The sequence below is a fragment of the Salmonella sp. SAL04202 genome (assembly GCF_046550775.1).
In the GTDB taxonomy this organism is placed as follows: Bacteria; Pseudomonadota; Gammaproteobacteria; order Enterobacterales; family Enterobacteriaceae; genus Salmonella; species Salmonella enterica.
Genome location: NZ_JBGDXK010000002.1, coordinates 157,076 through 176,165 on the forward strand (window position 1 = coordinate 157,076; position 19,090 = coordinate 176,165).

A 19,090-nucleotide genomic window follows, 5' to 3' on the forward strand; every position below is an offset into this window, starting at 1 on the left:
GGCAGTTTTTATGCGCGACTCTGGCGCAGAATAAAACGCGAAGCATCCGCATTTTGCTGTACCGCAGAAGACATGGCTTTTTGCAGTTCCGCCGTTACCTTCTGGTTTTCACCAAATATTTCTACGGATTGTTTAAGCCACTGCTGAATCTGATCCATGGCAAAACGGGCGAGCATAAAATCAGCAAGCGCCTCGCTGGCATTTTTAATAAATACGCCCTCGGCAACACCACCGGCTGACTGGGCTGCGGTATTCGTGACTTCCATGCCCAACGCCACTTTATTTAGGGTATTACCTACCAGCTCTTTACTTAAGGCATTCGTTTGCAGGCCCATCTTGCTACCCACATTACCCAGGCCGCTAGTAATACGTTGCATCCCCTGGGTAAAGAGTTTGCTGCCGTTTTGCGCCAACTGTTTCAGCACGTTAGGCACCAACTTCTTAATCGTTTCGCCCATCATTTTGCTCAGCGCGTTACCCAGTTTCGCCGCCGCGCCTTTCCCGACAACTGCGACCACCACAATGACCGCTACCATCGCAATAGCGGCAACAATCGCACCAACAATGCTGCCGGCCATCTCTGCCGTTTTCTTATCGACGCCTAATCCTTCCAGCGCTTTGGTAATCGCCTTGCCAATCAGCTCCATTAACGGCTTCAGCACATGCTCCATAATCGGGTTTAGCGCCTGCTGAATAAACGACACCCCCGTCGCCGCCTTCACAATTTCATCGGCCACCATTACCGCAAGTCCCACCGCAGCCAGCGCCAGACTCGCCCCACCGGTAAAAACAGCGGCCACAACGCTGACAATGGTTAGCAGCGCGCCGAGGACTTTCCCGATACATCCCATAATGCGGTTCGTTTCCTCGGCTTTGCGCGTCTCTTCCTGGAATTCAGCCGATTTCTTTTCCATCTCCGCCTGACGCCCTTCCTGCAAGGCGTTGAAAAGCGCAAGATCGTTTTGCAGGCTTTCTTCCGTATTTTTGCCCACAATCTCAATAAACATGGCCATGAGCATAGTGAGGCGGGCGACATTTGACAGATTATCCTGCTCACCCTGGGAAACCTGATTCTGAGAGGCGGCATTAGCCGTTCCCTGGAATTTGGTCAGAATGTTATCCGCTTTCTCGGCTTTCGCTTTGGCGTCTGTGCCTGCTTTAACCGTCGCATCCGTGGCCTTATCTAAGGCCTCTTTCGCCTCTGTCGCTTCTTTTCCGGCCTGTTCTACCGCGGCTTCAGCTTGTGCATAGCCGGGGTCAGCCGGGTCCAGCGATTGCAATTTATTTTGTGCCTGCGTCAGTTTTTTGGCCGCAGCGTCATAAACACTCTTGGCGGTATCCGTCTTTTTGATGCTGGCTTCATAGAGATCCGTCGCCTCCTGAGCCTCTCCCAGAGCCGTCTGGAATTCTTTCGATACCTGAATCCCCATCTCTTTTTGTGACTCAATCATCGCCTGCCATACCGCCAGACGAGACTCCAGTTGAGACAGCGAAACATCACCCAGTAGCGTCATTAACTTGCCAAGCAGTAATGTCAATTGCCCTTCGCTGGAGAGTTTTTCCCGGGCGGCGTCCGTAGGCGGCTTCAGACCCACCGTATTAATAGCGCTCTCGCCGGACTTTGTTCCGGCTTTAAGGTCGCCCGCTTTCGTTGCCACCACATCTTTAAAAGCTTTATCCGCCGCTTTTAAAAAGTCCGTGTTCTTACGAACGCCTTCAAAAGCCGCCTCAGCGAGGCGCGGATTTTGGGTATATCCGCTACGGCTAATGCTACTTGCGTCATTTACCATAATTATTCCTTTTCTTGTTCACTGTGCTGCTCTGTCTCCGCCGTTTTTAGCGCCTCCAGATAGACCAACGCTTTTGCCCGCAGAGACTCATCTTCAGTACGTTCATTGACAAGTTCAAAACACTGTCTGGCTTTTGCCGCCTTACGCATTAATAATTGACACTGCCCGGTAAAAAAAACGGGGCGATAATCATTTTTAAGTAACGTAAACGCTACTGCATAAAGGTCACATGCTTTCTGAAATTGTTTTTTCAGTTGGCATACCGCCGCCAGTCCCATGGTGTAATCGGGATTGTAAAAATCATAAATGCATAAGAAACGAAAGAACGTCTCAGCTTCATCCAGTCGTCCCTGGTTATAAAACTCATAAGCATGAGCATATAAACCGTCCATCATATCTTGAGGGATCCCATGAACGTCTTTTAGCGTGGCGCCTTCACTAACGGCATCCCAAATCATTTCCGCAACACGTTCTTCGCTGACATTATTTTGATAATCCATTACTTACTCCTGTTATCTGTCACCGACTTTGTAGAACTTAACGACTGCGTTTATCTGATGCAGTTATTAAACCCCGACGGTGGTTAGTGAACATTCAAAAAACGCCCAATGAATACATCGCTACTGCTTTACGCGGCTCAATGCCGTACCTCGTTTTCTTGTGGCTGAATAACGTCTTTGCCCGCGTTTTCTACCTCTTCCAGCCAAACCAGAAGACGTAAAACTTCATCAATTTCTTCCAGACTCACCAGATCATAACGGCGATGGGTTTTGAAAAGACTGCGCGCCAGTTTGATATCGACGATCACAGGTACGCCAACCTTCTCCGCATAGGCGCGGACGGCCAGCGCGCGCTGATTCGTTTCATACACTGAGATCATCGGAATCGGCATCAATTCGGGTTTAAAATAAATCCCGATCGTAATATGCGTGGGGTTGGCAACAATCAGGCGTGAGTTTTCAATATCGGATTTCACCTGTTCAGACAGAATTTCCATATGAACTTCACGTCTTTTAGATTTAACCTCTGGGTTCCCTTCCTGCTCCTTCATTTCACGCTTCACTTCTTCCTTATCCATTTTCATATCTTTCATGGTCAGGAAATATTCCGCAATAGCATCCAATAATAAGACAATCAATGCGCAAGCAAGGCAAGTTAATACCAATGCGAGGAGAAGTTCACGCCAAATGACGGCAATATCCACAACATTGCCATTTAACTGAGAAAAGATTTCAACCTTATATTTCTTCCAGCAAATGATGGCGGCCACCACAAAGGATGAGAGATACAGTAGGGTTTTGACCGTATCTTTAACCGTGCGCATACTAAAAAGTTTTTTCGCCCCTTCTACCGGGTTTAACGCCGATAAATTAGGTTTTAATGCTTCTGTCGCCAGCACGAAACCGGCCTGTAATAACGCCGGTAATGCGGAACACACTAAACAGAGCAGCATAAATGGAATCAGATATTTTAATCCTATCCCAAAAACGGCCAAACTGTAATCAGCCATGCTCTGATCAAAATTATCCGCAATAATGATCTTAATTATCCCCATAAACTCATTAAATGAGCCATACGACACCAGATAGGCAATTCCTCCCAGCGTCAGGCAGGCGATAATGAGATCTTTACTTTTAAATGACTGGCCTTTTTTAGCAGAGTCTTCCAGCCGTTTTTTAGTCGGTTTTTCTGTTTTATTCGAGGACATGCGTCGCCCCTCGCTCGTAAAACCAACTGCTTAACCCTGTGGCCTGGAAAGAGAGTCGCAGTACATTGTCCGGTAGTACCGGAGAGAAATAAAGCAGCATAATTAAAACGGCAATGCCGCTTTTTACCGTCAGTGAAATCGCAAAAGCGTTCATTTGCGGAGCAAAGCGCGACAATAAACCCAGGAATACTTCTGACAGCAACAGCACTAATACCACCGGGCTGGCCAGAACCAACGCGTTTTGAGCCACCTGATTAATAAACGTTAATAGCGGCGGTAATGAAGGCGTGCACTCGTTCATCGGATCGCATAGCTGATAGCTTTTATTTAACACGTCAACCATCGTGACCAGACCGCCGTTTTGTAAATAAACGACAGCGGCAAACATATTCAGGAAATTAGCCATTTCCGAGGTATCAATACCGTTTGCCGGATCGATACTGCTACTTAGCGTTGCCCCTCGCTGGTTATCGATAATACAACCCAGCGCATGCATAACCCAAAAAGGCCATGACAGCAGACAGCCCAGCATGACGCCTACCGCCGCTTCTTGCAGAACTAACGGGATCATCGCCACCGATAAAAACGGCGGCGCCTCGTTCAATGCATGCGGCCATACTCCCAATGCCACCAGGATGATAATGGCGTTTCTCGGCGCACCGCTTAATACCCCGCTATTCAAAAACGGCAGGAAGAAAAAAATCGGCGCCACGCGAGCAAACCCTAGCGCCGCAGACGCAACCAGGTGATGAATTTCAAAGTACAACGCGTAAAACATTTTTTACCCCTTAGCCAACGCCAGGAATATCACCTGACGCCCGTAAGAGAGTAAAACTTCGCCATACCAGCCAGACAGTAAAAACAAGCATAAACACACGCCAAGTAATTTAATGCCAAAAGGCAGCGTCTGTTCCTGTAATTGCGTTACCGTCTGGAATAACCCTACCAGGAGGCCGATAATCGTTGCGACAATCGTCGGCCACCCTGACAGGATCAAAACAAGATAGAGCGCCTTATTACCTGCAAACACTAAATCATCCATTTAACTATCCCGTCTCGTAATGATGTCATGTTGCAATGTCCATATACTGTAATATCAATCCCTTAGACAGTAAGGTCCAGCCATCAAGCGCGACAAAAAGCACCAGCTTAATAGGTGTAGATATCGTCACCGGACTCATCATCATCATCCCCAGCGCCAGTAGCACGCTGGATACCACCAGGTCGACGACGACAAAGGGTAAATAGAGATAAAAACCAATTTTAAACGCGCTTTTTATTTCGCTCAGCGCATAAGCAGGTAATAACGCAAATATTGATGGTTTTTCAATTTCATCTTTGTCACGCTTTACCGTCTCGGTATCTTCTCCATACTGACGCTTCAGTTGCGCGTTTTCAAAAAACTGAACTAACTCGCGATCTGAATATTTGATCAGATAATCGCGATAACCATCCAGACCTTCATCAACGTGTTTACTTAATGACGAAATATCATTAAAGGTGACATCTTCGTCCTCAAAATAGACGTAGGCATCATGCATTATTGGCCACATAACAAACATAGAAAGCAGCAATGCGACGCCGTTAAGCGTCATATTTGAAGGTATCTGCTGCAATCCCAGGGCGTTACGCACCATGACAAATACAATAGAAAATTTAACGAAACAGGTTCCTGACGCAATAATAAATGGCAACAGGGTGGAAAATGCCAGTAAGGCAATTAATGAGATATCATTCCCCATTACCAGACTCGCTCAGCCATTCATGGATCTCAACGCCTAAGGTGTCATTCATCTGTACCAGTTCGCCATTACCCAGCAAAACACCATTCGCCATAATTTCAACGTTAAGTTCAGCATTGGTCGGCAGTGATAATAGCTGTTGCTGCCCCATGGCTTCGAGTTCGGCGAGGGTAACGTTCTTACGATACAAAACAAATTCCAGTTTGACGGGCAATTGGTTCAAGCCAGGCAGAGTTTCTGCAGTTTCAGTTGTATTATTTTCTTCTTCGATATGTTGAATATCTAACGTTTCCACAATAATTCCCCCTTCAACACGGTTGAAATGACCTAACTTTTTCGCGTAGCAATAAACTTCCGCACGGGAAGTACGAATCAGGAGTACATCTCCGATCCCGATTCGGCCCAGCAACGAACGCTGCGTATCACTGCTACCGATTACAAAGCGCAACGGCCAACGCAGCATTTTCGGCCTGCCGCCCCCGACTGCAGGCAGTTCAGGAAGATGCTCAAACCACAGGCCGCCCCGATCGCTCATAATGTGCAACAATTTCCCTTCCGGCAGCGCGCTTCCCGGCACGGGGTTCTCTACGCATAAACGCCGACAGGACAAATGCGGCACGGGCAACTCAAACGGTCGCTCTGTTGCAGCAAGCCAGGGAACGACCAGGTGCTCAGCGCCAGCAGAAACCGCCGCCCCCGCCAGAGCGGGAGAGACATGCTCAAGCCAGTCCCCAGGTTTAATCCAGGCCGACCACCGTTTTTCTGCATCGCTCAACCGAACCCACATTCCCTGTCGCGTCGGATATTCCAGCGTAGCTTCCCGGCCATGGCGCTGGCATTCTGTCGCGGTTTGCGCCAATAGCCATTCGCGACGATCAATCTGTCTCACACGCAATGACATCAGGCGTCATCCTCCTCGCCAGATTGCTGTCTGTGCTGTTGCTGCTGCGGATTTTGTTGATCGTCTCGCGTCAGGTGCCAGCGCTGGGGATTACCGTTTTGCCATTGATCATGCAAACGATGTTCAACCTGCGTATTTGACGGTATTAACGAAAACTCCCCTGCTTGCCGCGCCTGAATATTGACGGAATAGTCATTTCCCCAGCGCTGAAAACGGTAAGTCAGCGAGCTATCCTCTCCTTTCACGCCATCGGCAGTGGGAAAAATAGTCATCATCGGCTTTGATTGCGCCGCTAAAGGCATTTTTTCATCGCCGCCGGTTAATTGGCTAAGATCGGCGATAGTGGTTGGTTGCAGCGGAAGCTGAGAAACATCTTTAACCTTTTTATGATCTTTATCGTCAGGCTTACCGGTATTGGCTGCGGCCATTCGGGCAGGTGCGACATCCCGCGCCAGCGGCGCGCCCTCTTTACGAACGCCTTCGCCCGCGATGGCTTTATTATCCCCAGGCAATGCCTTGATATTATCGTCAGAGATTCCCGTGGCGTTATCGGCTACTTCACTAGCGGATTCCACGGCTTTTAAATCAGCAGATAATTTTTTACCGCTTACGCTTTCTAACGGCCTATTTTTAGACGATAGCAACGCTGCGGATTTATCTACTTTGGCCTCCGCAGAAATCAAACCGACAGATTTTTCAGCAGTGACTTTCAACAGTTTTTCAGCAATCCTGAGTTCGCCTTTTCCGTTATGATGCAGACCAGAAACGTTGCCATTGTGATGTTCTGATTTCGCTGGCGCGCCATGTCGCCATGCCGCCAGTAATACCGGTAAAGCCGTTTCTTTATGCATTACGAAAGCATCGCCATAGTCGCGATCTTTTTTATCACCGGAATATTCTGTCTTATGTTTTTCCACCGCTTTTTTTAATGCTTCTGATAAACCGCCAACCTCATCCTGCTGCGGCAGTAAAATGTTCCCGGATGAACTGACAGCTGACACATCGCCCATTAAATTATCTCCTCTGACTCGGCCTCTTCCTGCTGTATCTCTCGCTGGATATAGTGTCTTTTCTGACGGATTATCCAGCGTTGATAGTTCCCTTCTTTGCGCAACCAATATTTACTTTTTTTCTGAAACTCTTCCCTTTTCTTTTCCAGCTCGCTCCGTTTTTCCTGAATTTGTATAATCTGGAGTTCTAAATCTTTTATCTGCCGGCGAACAATAGACTGCTTACGTAATAACGTATAAATTTCCTCACGACTGAGCTGTCTGTTTTCTGCACGCAGCGTATCTAATAACAATTTCAGACCCGCTATTTGTTCAAGGATCGCCTCCTCCTCGGCCTGCAGCCCGCGGTCCTCATCCTGATAGCGAAGTAATATCGACTCACACTGTGAATGAAATACCGTACAGCGCCGCTGCAATACTTTAATTCTGGTCAGCGAATGCATTCATACCGCTCAACGTGTCATCAAAGGATGAATACTGCGCTACCGGCTGGCATAACCAGGCTTTCAGGCTATCCCGCATCTGCATCGCCCGATCGTTATCGATATTTTCGCCAGGACGATATTCTCCCAAGTCAATGAAAAGCTGGAGCTCTTCCAGACGCGTCATTAATTTACGCACGGCAGATGCCTGTTCAGCATGTGTCGGCGTCGTGACTTGTCCAAAAACGCGGCTTACGCTTTTCAGTACATCGATTGCCGGGTAATGTCCCTGCCCGGCCAGCTTTCTGCTCAGATACAGGTGACCGTCAAGGATAGAGCGAATTTCATCCGCCATCGGGTCCGCCTCTTCCTCGCTTTCCAGCAGTACCGTATAAAAGGCAGTAATGCTTCCCTCGCTGGTCGCCCCGGGGCGTTCCAGCAAGCGGGGCAAATTATCGAATACGGAGGCGGGATAACCTCGACGGGCCGGACGCTCTCCCGACGCCAGTGCCACGTCTCGCAAAGCACGCGCATAACGGGTCATGGAATCGATAAAAAGCACGACCCGTTTTCCCTGGTCGCGAAAATATTCCGCTACGGTTGTCGCCAGTTGCGCCGCATTGCAGCGATCGACCGAGGGGAAATCGGAAGTGGCAAAAACCAGCACGCATTTTTCTTTCTTATGCGAAGCGCGCAACATATCCACGAATTCAGTGACCTCACGGCCTCGTTCACCGATAAGACCAATAACAAAGACATCCGCCTCCGTTTGCTCGATCAGCATATGCATCAGCATGGTCTTACCGCATCCTGCGGAGGCAAAAATGCCCATTCGCTGGCCTACGCCACAGGTCAATAACCCGTCAATCGCGCGCACACCGGTAATCAGCGGTTCACGGACGCCAACGCGCGAAGCGTAAGACGGCGGTGCGACATCAATAACGCGTTCTTCGCTAATCGGCGCCACTTCAGGGGTAAAACGCTCAACGATTTTCCCCGTCGGATCCAACACCGCGCCTAATACCGAGTATCCCACCCACGCCGATAACGCACGTCCAGTGGGATAAAGCACGACATCGCGGCTCAGCCCCTGGGCATTGCCGATAAGGCTCAGCACGGTGCGTTCCCGCTGTAAGCCAACCACCTGCGCACGTGCAACAACCTGTTTTTGGTGCCAGCCACGGCGTATTTCACACAGTTCGCCAATGGCTACATCGCGCAATTCCGCCTCAATAATTGGGCCGGTTATTTTTTGTGGGTAGGCCAGATATTGCAGTAAACGAGGTGTTTTCATCTCATTAGCGACCGACTAAAAACTTCCAGATAGTTGTAAAACCCATTCAAGGCAGTAGAGAACTTTTCACCGTCAGATAAAAAATCCGGATGCACTAAGGCTTTAAGCGTTAGCTCCCCATTCTGCTCCCCCAGTAGTAATTGCCCGCCGCGGGCAAAATGGCATCCTTCCATTATGGTCATTAAGATTTCATAAGCCCGCTGTTGTAATACCACCATGCTGTCAGCACCCAATTGCGCCCAGATCCATACATCATCGTCCTTGACGCTGATACAGATACTTGGCAATGCAAATAAATCCAGAACAATTGTTGAATGGCTATCTATTCCTCCGATGAGTGAAGGATCGCAACCACTTACTTCCAGTGCGGAACGAACTAATTCAGCGATATCCAAATGTTGCATAGATCTTTTCCTTAATTAAGCCCTTATATTGTTTTTATAACATTCACTGACTTGCTATCTGCTATCTCACCGAAAGATAAAACCTCCAGATCCGGAAAACGACCTTCAATCATTTTCTTAATAAATCGACGGACATCGACAGACGTAAGGAGGACAAGATCTTTATGTGCAATCAATAAATCATCCAACTTAAGTGTAATGAGATCCATCAAATTAGCGGAGGCTTCCGGGTCAAGGCTGAGGAAGGTACTGCCAGAGGTCTGACGGATCCCTTTGCGAATAACATCCTCAACTTCAGCAGATACCATTACTGCTCGTAATTCGCCGCCATTGGCGAATTTATGACAAATATAACGCGCCATTGCTCCACGAATATGCTCCACAAGGTTAATGACATCTTTTTCTCTTGGCGCCCACAATGCGAGCGCTTCCATAATTAATTTCATATTACGCACGGAAACACGTTCGCTTAACAAACGCTGCAAAACTTCAGATATACGTTGTACCGTGGCATGTCTGAGCACTTCTTTAAGTAAATCAGGAAATTTCGCTTCCAGTTGGTCCAGCATATGTTTTGTTTCCTGAATACCGAAATATTCATTGACGTTGCGCGCCAGCGTCACCGCCAGACAGTGGTAAAGCTCATCAAGCGCGTTCCGCAACACATAGCCAAGCTCCCGGAGTTTCTCCCCCTCTTCATGCGTTACCCAGAAATACTGACTGCTACCTTGCTGATGGATTGTTGGATTAATACCAAAGGACACGACTTCATCGGAATAATTTACCACTCGCATCAAATCAAAATAGACCGTAAATTGTTCAACACGGATCTCATTAATCAACAATACGATGCTGTTATCGTCCAGGCCCTCGCCATCGCGTAACAATACTTCCGGCAGGCGCACGCCATAATCAATAAAGAACTGACTACGTAGACGCTCCGCAAGTTGAGCTTTTTCCAGATCTTCACGCCGGCTCTTCGGCACAAGTAATATCAACGGTACAGTCTCTGTAGAGACTTTATCGAGATCGCCAATCAGTCCTAACGACGACCCTTCTTTTTCCTCAATACTGAGCGGCTGCTCGCCTTTGCTGGTTTTAGGTTTGGCGGCGCTACGTTTTGCTTCACGGAATTTAAAATAGAAGAGTACGCTTAAAACCACCGATAAAATAACAAAAACCGGCAGCGGGAATCCCGGCAGAGTTCCCATTGAAATGGTCAAAATAGCCGTAACAACCAATACAAATGGGTTGTTCAACAGCTGCGTCATGATATTCCGCCCCATGTTATCGCTATCGCCATTTACGCGAGTCACGATAAAACCGGCACTAATCGCAATCAACAATGCGGGGATCTGGGCGACAAGACCATCACCAATGGTCAGCATGGTATAAGTAGACAGAGCGGAGGACAAATCCATACCATGGCGGGTCATCCCCACCGAAATACCGCCAATAAAGTTCACAAAGATGATAATGATGCCGGCAATAGCGTCACCTTTGATAAACTTCATCGCACCGTCAAAAGAACCGTAAAGCTGGCTTTCCCTTTCCAGTACGCTTCGCCGTTCGCGCGCAGCATCCGCATCAATAATACCGGCCTTCAAATCGGCATCAATACTCATCTGTTTACCGGGCATACCATCCAGAGAAAATCGGGCCGCGACTTCCGCGACGCGTTCTGAACCTTTGGTAATAACGATAAACTGAACCACGGTGACAATAGAGAAGACAACAAAACCCACCGCCAGGCTATCGCCAATAACGAATTGCCCGAACGTGGCGATAATTTCACCGGCATCGGCTTCAATCAAGATAAGACGGCTGGTACTGATCGATAATGCCAGACGAAAGAGCGTGGTAATTAACAGTACCGCAGGAAACGTTGAAAAACTGAGGATTCTGTCAATATAGAACGACCCCATAAACACCAATATCGCCAGTACGATATTCAGTGCGATCAGGAAATCAACCAGATAGGTAGGTAATGGAATGACGAACATAGAAATGATCATCACCATTAGTACCAGAATCAGTAATTCAGGTCGTAAACGAGCACTGTTAAGTAGAGAAAGCAGCACTATAGGTATCCTGTTAATATTAAATTAAGACAGCTTTTCAATAGTACGACGCTGTTCTGCCATTTCATGCTTGTAGGCAATATCGGTCATACTACGTAACGCCATTAACAATTCTTCCTGCCAATATTCTTCATAAAAGAGTGAAGAGGGTATGGCTTTACATACTTGATAAAATATCTGCAAAAAGGATGCATGTTCTTTATGACTAAGCAATAACGCATTCAAACCTATAATATCGGCTAACAGCGAATCCACTTCATGTGGCTGTTGCAATAGCGAAAGCATCAGTAGTAGCCACGACGACTCCTCCGCATTAAACGCTTTGGTAAACGAATACGACAACAATGTACTCACAAACAGTAGGTCAGCGGAGCGCAACATTTTGAGTTGCGTCAGGCGTCGTAAAAGCTGGCCAAACTCCAGACGCGAACAGCTGGCGTCATTCGCGTCAATATCGGTTAATAGCGAACCCTCGATAAAATCCAGTACCACTAGTCGACGTTGATAGCCATAACTGGCTATCCAGTCAGAGTAAATCTCCACTTCATGTGATTCACTCTGGATAAATTGCCGATAACTGGCGCGCAATAAGCCTGGTTTTAACGATAATGTTTTCCCAAAAAGCCGGGCCTTCAACGCACAATTAATCCCTGCCTTGAGGGTCTTCGGATCGGTTTGCTCTTCAACGTGCTTAAGTAACGACTCCAGCTTTTTCCGCACGATCTCTTCCAGGTCTTTACGACGAAGCAATTCGCGTAACACAAGGACTAAATCACTGGGGTCAGGAAATAAGCTACGCGCCTGACGTAAAAAATCTTCTAACGCGCCGCCATGTACGCTAATTAGCTTTAATATTTGCTTCGCCTTCGGTAAAGCCTCATCCTCCAGCACGCGTTCAAAACTGTTAGATAAATTACTGGATTTTTTTTCATAATCGCGACGGTTACGAAATTGCGCCAGCGCCGCTGACATTTCGTCCGTCGACTGGACAAATTTTTGTACTTCCGCCCCTGGAGACGAATCCTCTGCGGCCTGTTGTATTTCCGCCTGTTGCGCATCAGTATGCTGGGTCGCATCCTGATGAGATGCCTGCCGGGACAATATTCTGGAAAATGAAATACCAGAGGTTGAGCCAGGAATCATTTAATTACCTCCTGACCTCTATCCAGATAAACACGAACCCATTTCTGTAACTTATCGTCCCCACTCCAGGCACCGCTTTGCTTCAGAATATTGTTTACCGATTCGCTGGCATCCGGCGTTAACGGGTCGACAATTTCTTTTGGTTCAATCATGAACACACGAACAACATTACTTTTATTCTTACTGGAATAACGGAACAGGCTACCAATAAGCGGTAATTTGCCTAAAAACGGAATACTTTGGACAGTATCGGTATTTGCATCCCGTGTATAACCACCGACCAGCAAACTTTTTCCGTGCGGCACTCTTGCAATAGTGCTAATTAACGTTCGCCCGACTTCGGGTAACGCATCTACGGAGGTGGTAGTATCGGATTGCGGCGTCTTATCGTTGCCATCTTCAATGTCCAGCGACATTTCTATCTGACCATCTGCGGAAAAACGGGGCAGCACTCGGATCATTGTTCCGTATGTTACATGCTCAAGCGCCACATTACGTTCCCCAATCAGCTTGGTGTAAAACGTTCTGTTGTTATCAAAAATAGCGGGAACATTTTCCTGAGTCAGTAATACCGGGCGCGAAACCACCGTCGCCTGTTTCTTCTCTTCTAACGCATTTACCGCGGCGATGAATCGACTGCCATCGAGGGTACTTATTGAAGACTGGTTTAATGACACGCCAAGTTTATCCCCAATAGTAATGCTGCCGCTCCATGAAGTGCCCAAACGCTCCAGATCGCTTTTATTAAGATCGACAATCCACAGGGATAATTCTACGTGACGTTTGGCGACATCCAGCGCTTTAACCAGCATTTCGATAAAATGCACCTGCTCAGCCGTTCCCTTTACTAACAAACTGTTGGTATCCGGATAGGCCACGATTTTAATATTGCCCGCCGCGGCATTTTGCTTTAAAGCTTCCTGCAGACTCATGCCACCGGCATAATTTGCTGCTTTACCTTTTTCTCCATTCGCTGAAAACGCTGGCATCGCCGGGGGTTCGCTACTGACAATATTACCTAAGGGTTGCTCTTCTCCCTGCAACAACCTTTCAATGGCCGTGGCAATACCGGGGATAACCATTTTCTGATCGCGCAGATTGTAGGTACGATCGCCCACGAAGGTATTGTTCAGACGCATCACCCCTATTTTCTGACGTCCCAGCTCAATACCATCGTTTTGCTTGTCCATCATGGTGGCGGCGTTGACCACCATATCAACATAGACGGGTGGCCCTGAAACATAGAATGTTCCTTTACGGTTATCGCCACGTAGCGGGTAATTTTTGTTATATAAACCTGAGCGTTTTAGAAAATTGTTGAACTCATTGAGTGAGACGTTGCGTAAAGAAACCACGGCATTGCGCATTTCACTGGCGTCATAAATATAGATAGCCTGCCCATCGAAATACCAAATCAGCCCCAGTTGTAGGGAAAGCTTCTCCAGTAATGCGTTAGGATCGTGAAACTCAAAGTTGCCCGTAATTTTTTTTCGTGCCGCCATTTTGCTAACAATGACAGGCTCCTTTAGCTGTAGCGCCATGGCATCGAAAAATGTCCGCAGGCTATCGTCTTTCGCAACAAACCCACTTCCCGTTACAGGTATTTTTTCACTAGAATAACCAGGTGCAACCAGAACAAGCGCGGCACATGCCAGCACTCTGGCCAAAAGAATATGTGTCTTCATTTGTCTGCCAATTGAATAATATTTGATAATTTCCGCGGCGAAACGCCGATCAGCTCTTTGATCTCACTAGAAAAATGTGAAGGCGATGAGTAACCATGATTAACGGCTAATTGGGTGATGTTCTCGTGGCCTTCTACACTATTCAGCAGCGATTGCGCCATACGCCAGTTTCGTAATTCACTCTTCGCTTTTCCGCCCAACGCTCTGCTGCACAAACGACGAAAATGGGTATAAGAAACGCCATAGTCTTCTCCCAGCATTCTCATCGTGTTGCCGCTGGTTGACTGAGCGAGTAAATAGCCAACCAACCAGTAACTCTCGCTTTTTCGTAACAGCGCCAGTACCTTATTGAAGGCCGGAGAAGGCGTAATAATTTGCTGCAAAAACCAGTACTCGCAGCGTTTACGATCTTGCCAAATAGCGCGAAACTCAGGACTCAGCAAAACCCATTTATCGGATTCAGCATATGTCGTGTCCACGAATCCTGCGCCATCGATAAATGCCAGTAATTTGCTGAGTACTTCAATTTTTAACGGTCGAAAAACCACGTCTCCTGATACTGGTGCGACAACGGCCTGCTCGCAAAAAAGCAGCGCGCCTTCCTGAATCAGGCAGTTTTCATTGTGTCGGCTTTCAGAAAATGACATATGCAGCTTTTGCGCGGAACACGTCTGTATAAACCATGCTTCCGGGCTGCGGATTTTCCGCTTCTCTCCTTCTTTAAGTACTTCCTGCGTATTTAGCATAGTTGTCAGCACCAGTTAAAAATCATTTTAATATGTAAACAATACCGGGAGCGGGTGGCAAAATCCTGATGCAATCATTATGAAACTGATGCCACCCGCTAATTAAATTAGCCAACTTGCACAGCACCCGCTGATTTAAAATAGAAAATCAGCTCATAGTATATAAATTCTGGCTTATTGTTCTACAGCAGCAAAAATTCAGATATTGTCATCGGGATGGAGAATTAATTATTTATATCAGGAGTTTTTTTTGCTAGCATTCCTGAAACGCATTCGCCCCCTTATAACTATTGTCAGATAACGTTCTGACGGTTGTGTAAAAACATGGCGCCTCATTCTTCTGTAGTTGGAGTTAATATGAAAAAATTTTATAGCTGTCTTCCTGTCTTTTTACTGATCGGCTGTGCCCAAGTGCCCCTCCCTTCCTCCGTGAGCAAACCGGTACAGCAACCTGGCGCTCAGAAAGAGCAACTGGCCAACGCAAATAGTATTGATGAGTGTCAGTCTCTTCCGTATGTGCCGTCAGACCTTGCGAAGAATAAATCATTATCAAACCAGAACGCTGATAATTCCGCATCAAAAAATAGCGCAATCAGCTCAAGCATTTTTTGCGAAAAATATAAACAAACCAAAGAGCAGGCGCTCACCTTCTTCCAGGAACATCCACAATACATGCGTTCGAAAGAAGATGAAGAGCAACTCATGACCGAATTTAAAAAAGTTTTGCTTGAACCCGGAAGTAAGAATTTAAGCATATATCAGACGTTACTTGCTGCCCATGAAAGACTGCAAGCCTTATAAGGCCATATCACCGTTGGCTGAACTCATCATGATATAATTAAGACCATATTTTGCATTGCCACTTAATATCAATATAATTATTATAGCTATGGTCACTTTTACGGTTGGCCATTTGTCTCTTACGTTGCATTTATCAATCTGCTTTTTGATACAGCAGCACCTCGCTGCTGCTTTTTTTATTTGCGATAAAGAACTGCCTCCCAGACTCGGGAAAATAGCCGAAACTTATACTGACAAACTATCGTCTCGTATATCGCGATAAACTGACATCCCCCTCTTGCCCCACATGTTGGCATTCTTACGATACCCCATCCAACGTTCTTTTTACCTGTGACAGCGTATTGACGACCAGGCTAGTATAGCGGCAGAAACGTCCCGATGTCTGGAATGAATGGCAAACAGTCTATAAGGTGATTGAATGGATACGACAGAAGAACTAAACGGAACCTACTTCTACCACGGACAATCGAACCTGTCAGCAGGTGAACTATTTGATGTAATTTTCCTTGAGCAATTTTGTGATGAACCAGGGATTGGCATTGAGTCAGGTGCTGCTATCCTCGCCGGGCAACCGTGGTTAAAAACCAGAACGAAACCGGGAGAGGCAATCAAAGGGACAAGTGTTATCTCCAGGTATGGGAGAATGCTTTTACGAAATGCACGAACTCCTTTTGGTATTAGAATTCCTACACCCGTTGGTATAAGAATGCGAAAAACAAATAATCTTGCCGCAGTCATAGCACGATATGTTCCATGGTTAGGTTGGGTTGGTCTTGTGAATTCAATTTACCAGGTATCAAGGAGAACTCAGGCAAAATACAACCTAATAGCACGCCCTAAAGATCGTATACAATGGACATCCTTTTGATGGACACAATTCAGCAAGAGGTGTTAGCACTCTTCCGTGAAGAGATTCCCGGATATTTAGACAGCAATTGGAAAGAAATCCCTTTAGAACTTGATTCTGATTTATTTGAAGCTCCAGGCGATGACCTGCATGAAGCTTTGGATAAATTTGAAAAAAAATTTAATGTAGATTTATCACAAGTTAAATGGTCGTGTTATTTTCCCTGGGAGAATACTCCACTGCTTACACGATGGTTTAAATTAAAACGGGAAGATGTAGAACGAACTCGTACACCTTTAACAATCAGAATGTTTTCTGAGTCAGCGAAAGCTGGGAAATGGCTTTATGATTAATGAAAAATATTTCGGATTAATCAGGGGTTAATTATTATGAATTTTGTTAATCGATTAAAATTAAAAGTAGTAAATTTCATATGATTTTCAAATTAAAATAGTTTGTTGTATCTACCTTTCGACCACCAGTAACTTTGACGCCATCCGTTTCAAATTGACCATTTTGTTCTGGTGTATATCGCGAGTAGACATTTCTGAACTGCTTGACTATTCACTCTTTTTTAGCCTGCATGTATGGTGGCGACGATGCTGTTACATAGGTACCGGTATATTACCAAATTGATTCTGCCAGATATCCCGCCTCACGTAGAGCATTCATAATTTTATTCGCTAATTCATACTGATATTCATACGAGGTATTCTCCATGAAAAATACTGTTAATTCATATTTATAATACAGCCAACCATCATTCACATTTATCAACTTAGGATTCCAGTCATAATTTCTTTCTATTGTAATCATTGTGTTTTCGTATCTTAAATATAATGAATTCACTTTTATTATGTCTGGAATCCCTTGGGATAAAAAATCAATTAACTCATATTTATCCAGATCAGACTCAACAACGATTGTGAACTCAGCGTTAACTTCTTCCATTATGGAACCTCAATATATGGGCCTCTATTAAACGGTGATGATCCTTTCATTACCGATATCTGTATTTTTGTTACATCATCCGGATGAAAGTGTAGGATATACATCCTCCCGTATGCCACCTTCATCACCAGGGCCTAATGCACGCCGTTGGGCCTTTGTTGATTTTTAACCATCTGATCTTACTCAGCAATAGTGGACACGCAACTAAGTGAGTAAACGCTCAAGCAAGAGGTGACTCACATGACAAAACCAGCATCAACCACCAAAAAGCTACGCAAGTAGCACACGCCTGAATTTCGTCAGGAAGCCCTGAAACTGGCGGAACGCATTGGGGTGGCCGCTGCCACCAGCGAGCTTAACCTGTATGAATCATAGCTCTACAGCTGGCGAAGCAAACAGCAAACTCAGCTCTCTTCTTCTGAACGTGAGCAGAAGATGTCCGCCGCTTAGGGTTGTGTCCCTATTACGCGGGTAGGATCAATCAAGCAGTTACGGCAAAAAAGAGAATCATGAATATATTTAGCAAACTCCCTGATGATACGTAATCAGTGAGATTAAAGTAATGCAATCGCGATAAACCGAAGTTAATCCCCTGTTTAAAGACAGTGAACGACCTTCTTGCCATGTCTGGACTATATTAGCCTCACATGTACGCCTTGAAAGCGTACAAATATGTATTATAATTGTACATATTGTTCATAAACAGGAGGATGAAAACCATGCCTCAGATAGCTATAGAATCTAACGAAAGACTGTCGTTACGTGTATCGACGGATGCCAAAAAGTTGATAGTCCGCGCTGCGGCAATCCAGCAAACCAACCTGACGGATTTTGTGGTCAGTAACGTACTACCTGTCGCACAGAAGATTGTTGATGCCGCCGAACGGGTATATCTGACGGAGCGTGATACTCAAATGATCATGGAAATTTTAGATAACCCGCCAGCGCCGAATGAAAAGCTTCTTGCTGCTGCTTTCGCCCTGCCGGACATGAAGAAATGATGTTTACAGACTGGCATGAGGCCGCGATAGGGAAAACCCACAATCGAATGAATTTTGATTGTGGGGATGCCGATCTGAACCAATTCCTGCAACGCCATGCACGACAAAATCATGAGAAAGGGACAACGAAAACCTATGTTGCGCTTGATAATTCGGATGTTACACGTATCCATGGCTTTTACTCAGTCAGTCCTGCATCACTGATATATGCACAGGTTCCCGGCGCAATAAGCAAAGGATTAGGGAGACACGATGTGCCAGTGTTTCGTCTGGGTCGTTTAGCCGTAGACAAATCTATGCAGGGGCAAGGGCTGGGAGCACAACTTTTGTTATCTGCCGGAAAGCGTTGCATACAGGCGGCTTTGCAGGTCGGCGGCGTAGCCCTGCTTATTGATGCCAAAAATAAACAGGTCTGCGACTGGTACAAAGGATTTGGCGCAGTACCATTAAACGATCAACCCCTTTCCTTGTTGCTGTCGTTTAAAACGCTTTATGCTGCTTTATCTGCATCTGGTAGGTTATGACAACATGAGGCTTTGTTGAATAATTCAGAATCGGCCAACG

21 protein-coding genes and 1 pseudogene are annotated in these 19,090 nt (G+C 46.2%); 6 read left to right on the forward strand and 16 right to left on the reverse strand.

Annotated features, from left to right (window positions below; translation table 11 throughout):
• Nucleotides 1-8 precede the first annotated feature (8 nt).
• The 15 genes from sipB to invF all read right to left on the reverse strand — a co-directional run bounded on the left by sipB (nucleotide 9) and on the right by invF (nucleotide 14,827).
• On the reverse strand, nucleotides 9-1,790 hold the full coding sequence (gene sipB / locus ACLJQJ_RS11030; protein ID WP_000245782.1) for an SPI-1 type III secretion system needle tip complex protein SipB: 1,782 nt from the start codon (nucleotides 1,788-1,790) through the stop codon (nucleotides 9-11).
• A gap of 2 nt (nucleotides 1,791-1,792) precedes the next feature.
• Complete coding sequence (gene sicA / locus ACLJQJ_RS11035) at nucleotides 1,793-2,290, reverse strand: SycD/LcrH family type III secretion system chaperone SicA (RefSeq protein ID WP_000386309.1); 498 nt, start codon at nucleotides 2,288-2,290, stop codon at nucleotides 1,793-1,795.
• 137 nt (nucleotides 2,291-2,427) lie between these two features.
• Complete coding sequence (spaS, locus tag ACLJQJ_RS11040; protein ID WP_000097721.1) at nucleotides 2,428-3,498, reverse strand: SPI-1 type III secretion system export apparatus protein SpaS; 1,071 nt, start codon at nucleotides 3,496-3,498, stop codon at nucleotides 2,428-2,430.
• Nucleotides 3,485-4,276: an SPI-1 type III secretion system export apparatus protein SpaR gene (gene spaR, locus ACLJQJ_RS11045; protein ID WP_000498965.1), complete on the reverse strand. Its 792-nt coding sequence runs from the start codon at nucleotides 4,274-4,276 to the stop codon at nucleotides 3,485-3,487. The genes spaS and spaR overlap by 14 nt, the downstream gene beginning before the upstream one ends.
• 3 nt (nucleotides 4,277-4,279) lie before the next feature.
• Nucleotides 4,280-4,540: an SPI-1 type III secretion system export apparatus protein SpaQ gene (spaQ, locus tag ACLJQJ_RS11050; RefSeq protein WP_000342503.1), complete on the reverse strand. Its 261-nt coding sequence runs from the start codon at nucleotides 4,538-4,540 to the stop codon at nucleotides 4,280-4,282.
• Between the two features lie 25 nt (nucleotides 4,541-4,565).
• Nucleotides 4,566-5,240 (reverse strand): SPI-1 type III secretion system export apparatus protein SpaP, encoded by a 675-nt coding sequence (gene spaP, locus ACLJQJ_RS11055; protein WP_000526014.1) that lies wholly within the window; start codon nucleotides 5,238-5,240, stop codon nucleotides 4,566-4,568.
• The gene (gene spaO / locus ACLJQJ_RS11060; RefSeq protein WP_000058734.1) at nucleotides 5,230-6,141 is read right to left on the reverse strand and encodes an SPI-1 type III secretion system protein SpaO; all 912 of its coding nucleotides are present in this window, start codon (nucleotides 6,139-6,141) and stop codon (nucleotides 5,230-5,232) included. The genes spaP and spaO overlap by 11 nt, the downstream gene beginning before the upstream one ends.
• Nucleotides 6,141-7,151: an SPI-1 type III secretion system protein SpaN gene (gene spaN / locus ACLJQJ_RS11065; protein WP_023137851.1), complete on the reverse strand. Its 1,011-nt coding sequence runs from the start codon at nucleotides 7,149-7,151 to the stop codon at nucleotides 6,141-6,143. Before spaN ends, spaO begins: the two co-directional genes overlap by 1 nt.
• Nucleotides 7,151-7,594 carry an SPI-1 type III secretion system protein SpaM gene (spaM, locus tag ACLJQJ_RS11070; RefSeq protein ID WP_000555884.1) on the reverse strand — a complete coding sequence of 148 codons (444 nt, stop codon included), beginning with the start codon at nucleotides 7,592-7,594 and terminating at the stop codon, nucleotides 7,151-7,153. The genes spaN and spaM overlap by 1 nt, the downstream gene beginning before the upstream one ends.
• Nucleotides 7,572-8,867, reverse strand: coding sequence for a SctN family type III secretion system ATPase InvC (invC, locus tag ACLJQJ_RS11075; RefSeq protein WP_000856766.1), 1,296 nt, complete (start codon nucleotides 8,865-8,867; stop codon nucleotides 7,572-7,574). The genes spaM and invC overlap by 23 nt, the downstream gene beginning before the upstream one ends.
• Nucleotides 8,864-9,271 (reverse strand): SPI-1 type III secretion system chaperone SpaK, encoded by a 408-nt coding sequence (gene spaK / locus ACLJQJ_RS11080; RefSeq protein ID WP_001164066.1) that lies wholly within the window; start codon nucleotides 9,269-9,271, stop codon nucleotides 8,864-8,866. Before spaK ends, invC begins: the two co-directional genes overlap by 4 nt.
• 23 nt (nucleotides 9,272-9,294) lie before the next feature.
• Entirely contained in the window at nucleotides 9,295-11,352 is a 2,058-nt protein-coding gene (invA, locus tag ACLJQJ_RS11085) for a type III secretion system export apparatus protein InvA (protein WP_000927219.1), read from the reverse strand.
• Between the two features lie 24 nt (nucleotides 11,353-11,376).
• Entirely contained in the window at nucleotides 11,377-12,495 is a 1,119-nt protein-coding gene (gene invE, locus ACLJQJ_RS11090) for a type III secretion system gatekeeper InvE (RefSeq protein WP_000612166.1), read from the reverse strand.
• Complete coding sequence (invG, locus tag ACLJQJ_RS11095) at nucleotides 12,492-14,180, reverse strand: type III secretion system outer membrane ring protein InvG (protein WP_000848102.1); 1,689 nt, start codon at nucleotides 14,178-14,180, stop codon at nucleotides 12,492-12,494. The genes invE and invG overlap by 4 nt, the downstream gene beginning before the upstream one ends.
• Nucleotides 14,177-14,827, reverse strand: coding sequence for a type III secretion system transcriptional activator InvF (gene invF / locus ACLJQJ_RS11100; protein ID WP_074182111.1), 651 nt, complete (start codon nucleotides 14,825-14,827; stop codon nucleotides 14,177-14,179). Before invF ends, invG begins: the two co-directional genes overlap by 4 nt.
• A 456-nt stretch (nucleotides 14,828-15,283) precedes the next feature.
• On the opposite strand from invF, the gene invH reads away from it, so the two are divergent.
• The 3 genes from invH (at nucleotide 15,284) to ACLJQJ_RS11115 (ending at nucleotide 16,927) form a co-directional block, all read left to right on the forward strand.
• Nucleotides 15,284-15,727 (forward strand): SPI-1 type III secretion system invasion lipoprotein InvH, encoded by a 444-nt coding sequence (gene invH, locus ACLJQJ_RS11105; protein WP_000715096.1) that lies wholly within the window; start codon nucleotides 15,284-15,286, stop codon nucleotides 15,725-15,727.
• Nucleotides 15,728-16,145: 418 nt separating this feature from the next.
• Nucleotides 16,146-16,595: an STM2901 family protein gene (locus ACLJQJ_RS11110; protein WP_000381616.1), complete on the forward strand. Its 450-nt coding sequence runs from the start codon at nucleotides 16,146-16,148 to the stop codon at nucleotides 16,593-16,595.
• Complete coding sequence (locus ACLJQJ_RS11115; protein WP_001555786.1) at nucleotides 16,580-16,927, forward strand: DUF1493 family protein; 348 nt, start codon at nucleotides 16,580-16,582, stop codon at nucleotides 16,925-16,927. Before ACLJQJ_RS11110 ends, ACLJQJ_RS11115 begins: the two co-directional genes overlap by 16 nt.
• A gap of 271 nt (nucleotides 16,928-17,198) precedes the next feature.
• On the opposite strand, the gene ACLJQJ_RS11120 is transcribed toward ACLJQJ_RS11115, so the two are convergent.
• Nucleotides 17,199-17,525: a hypothetical protein gene (locus tag ACLJQJ_RS11120; protein WP_000393297.1), complete on the reverse strand. Its 327-nt coding sequence runs from the start codon at nucleotides 17,523-17,525 to the stop codon at nucleotides 17,199-17,201.
• A 240-nt stretch (nucleotides 17,526-17,765) separates the two neighbouring features.
• Between ACLJQJ_RS11120 and ACLJQJ_RS11125 the strand changes: the two are divergent.
• The 3 genes and pseudogenes from ACLJQJ_RS11125 to ACLJQJ_RS11135 all read left to right on the forward strand — a co-directional run.
• Nucleotides 17,766-17,966, forward strand: a pseudogene (locus tag ACLJQJ_RS11125) (IS3 family transposase); the annotation flags it as partial.
• 269 nt (nucleotides 17,967-18,235) lie between these two features.
• Nucleotides 18,236-18,526, forward strand: coding sequence for a DUF1778 domain-containing protein (locus ACLJQJ_RS11130; RefSeq protein WP_000855694.1), 291 nt, complete (start codon nucleotides 18,236-18,238; stop codon nucleotides 18,524-18,526).
• Complete coding sequence (locus ACLJQJ_RS11135; RefSeq protein WP_000971653.1) at nucleotides 18,523-19,050, forward strand: GNAT family N-acetyltransferase; 528 nt, start codon at nucleotides 18,523-18,525, stop codon at nucleotides 19,048-19,050. The genes ACLJQJ_RS11130 and ACLJQJ_RS11135 overlap by 4 nt, the downstream gene beginning before the upstream one ends.
• Nucleotides 19,051-19,090 lie beyond the last annotated feature (40 nt).

Bases quoted from the DNA above. Each gene is read 5' to 3' on its own strand.
- sipB (WP_000245782.1), bottom strand. From the start codon at position 1,790: ATGGTAAATGACGCAAGTAGCATTAGCCGTAGCGGATATACCCAAAAT.
- sicA (WP_000386309.1), bottom strand. From the start codon at position 2,290: ATGGATTATCAAAATAATGTCAGCGAAGAACGTGTTGCGGAAATGATT.
- spaS (WP_000097721.1), bottom strand. From the start codon at position 3,498: ATGTCCTCGAATAAAACAGAAAAACCGACTAAAAAACGGCTGGAAGAC.
- spaR (WP_000498965.1), bottom strand. From the start codon at position 4,276: ATGTTTTACGCGTTGTACTTTGAAATTCATCACCTGGTTGCGTCTGCG.
- spaQ (WP_000342503.1), bottom strand. From the start codon at position 4,540: ATGGATGATTTAGTGTTTGCAGGTAATAAGGCGCTCTATCTTGTTTTG.
- spaP (WP_000526014.1), bottom strand. From the start codon at position 5,240: ATGGGGAATGATATCTCATTAATTGCCTTACTGGCATTTTCCACCCTG.
- spaO (WP_000058734.1), bottom strand. From the start codon at position 6,141: ATGTCATTGCGTGTGAGACAGATTGATCGTCGCGAATGGCTATTGGCG.
- spaN (WP_023137851.1), bottom strand. From the start codon at position 7,151: ATGGGCGATGTGTCAGCTGTCAGTTCATCCGGGAACATTTTACTGCCG.
- spaM (WP_000555884.1), bottom strand. From the start codon at position 7,594: ATGCATTCGCTGACCAGAATTAAAGTATTGCAGCGGCGCTGTACGGTA.
- invC (WP_000856766.1), bottom strand. From the start codon at position 8,867: ATGAAAACACCTCGTTTACTGCAATATCTGGCCTACCCACAAAAAATA.
- spaK (WP_001164066.1), bottom strand. From the start codon at position 9,271: ATGCAACATTTGGATATCGCTGAATTAGTTCGTTCCGCACTGGAAGTA.
- invE (WP_000612166.1), bottom strand. From the start codon at position 12,495: ATGATTCCTGGCTCAACCTCTGGTATTTCATTTTCCAGAATATTGTCC.
- invG (WP_000848102.1), bottom strand. From the start codon at position 14,180: ATGAAGACACATATTCTTTTGGCCAGAGTGCTGGCATGTGCCGCGCTT.
- invF (WP_074182111.1), bottom strand. From the start codon at position 14,827: ATGTCATTTTCTGAAAGCCGACACAATGAAAACTGCCTGATTCAGGAA.
- invH (WP_000715096.1), top strand. From the start codon at position 15,284: ATGAAAAAATTTTATAGCTGTCTTCCTGTCTTTTTACTGATCGGCTGT.
- ACLJQJ_RS11110 (WP_000381616.1), top strand. From the start codon at position 16,146: ATGGATACGACAGAAGAACTAAACGGAACCTACTTCTACCACGGACAA.
- ACLJQJ_RS11115 (WP_001555786.1), top strand. From the start codon at position 16,580: ATGGACATCCTTTTGATGGACACAATTCAGCAAGAGGTGTTAGCACTC.
- ACLJQJ_RS11120 (WP_000393297.1), bottom strand. From the start codon at position 17,525: ATGGAAGAAGTTAACGCTGAGTTCACAATCGTTGTTGAGTCTGATCTG.
- ACLJQJ_RS11130 (WP_000855694.1), top strand. From the start codon at position 18,236: ATGAAAACCATGCCTCAGATAGCTATAGAATCTAACGAAAGACTGTCG.
- ACLJQJ_RS11135 (WP_000971653.1), top strand. From the start codon at position 18,523: ATGATGTTTACAGACTGGCATGAGGCCGCGATAGGGAAAACCCACAAT.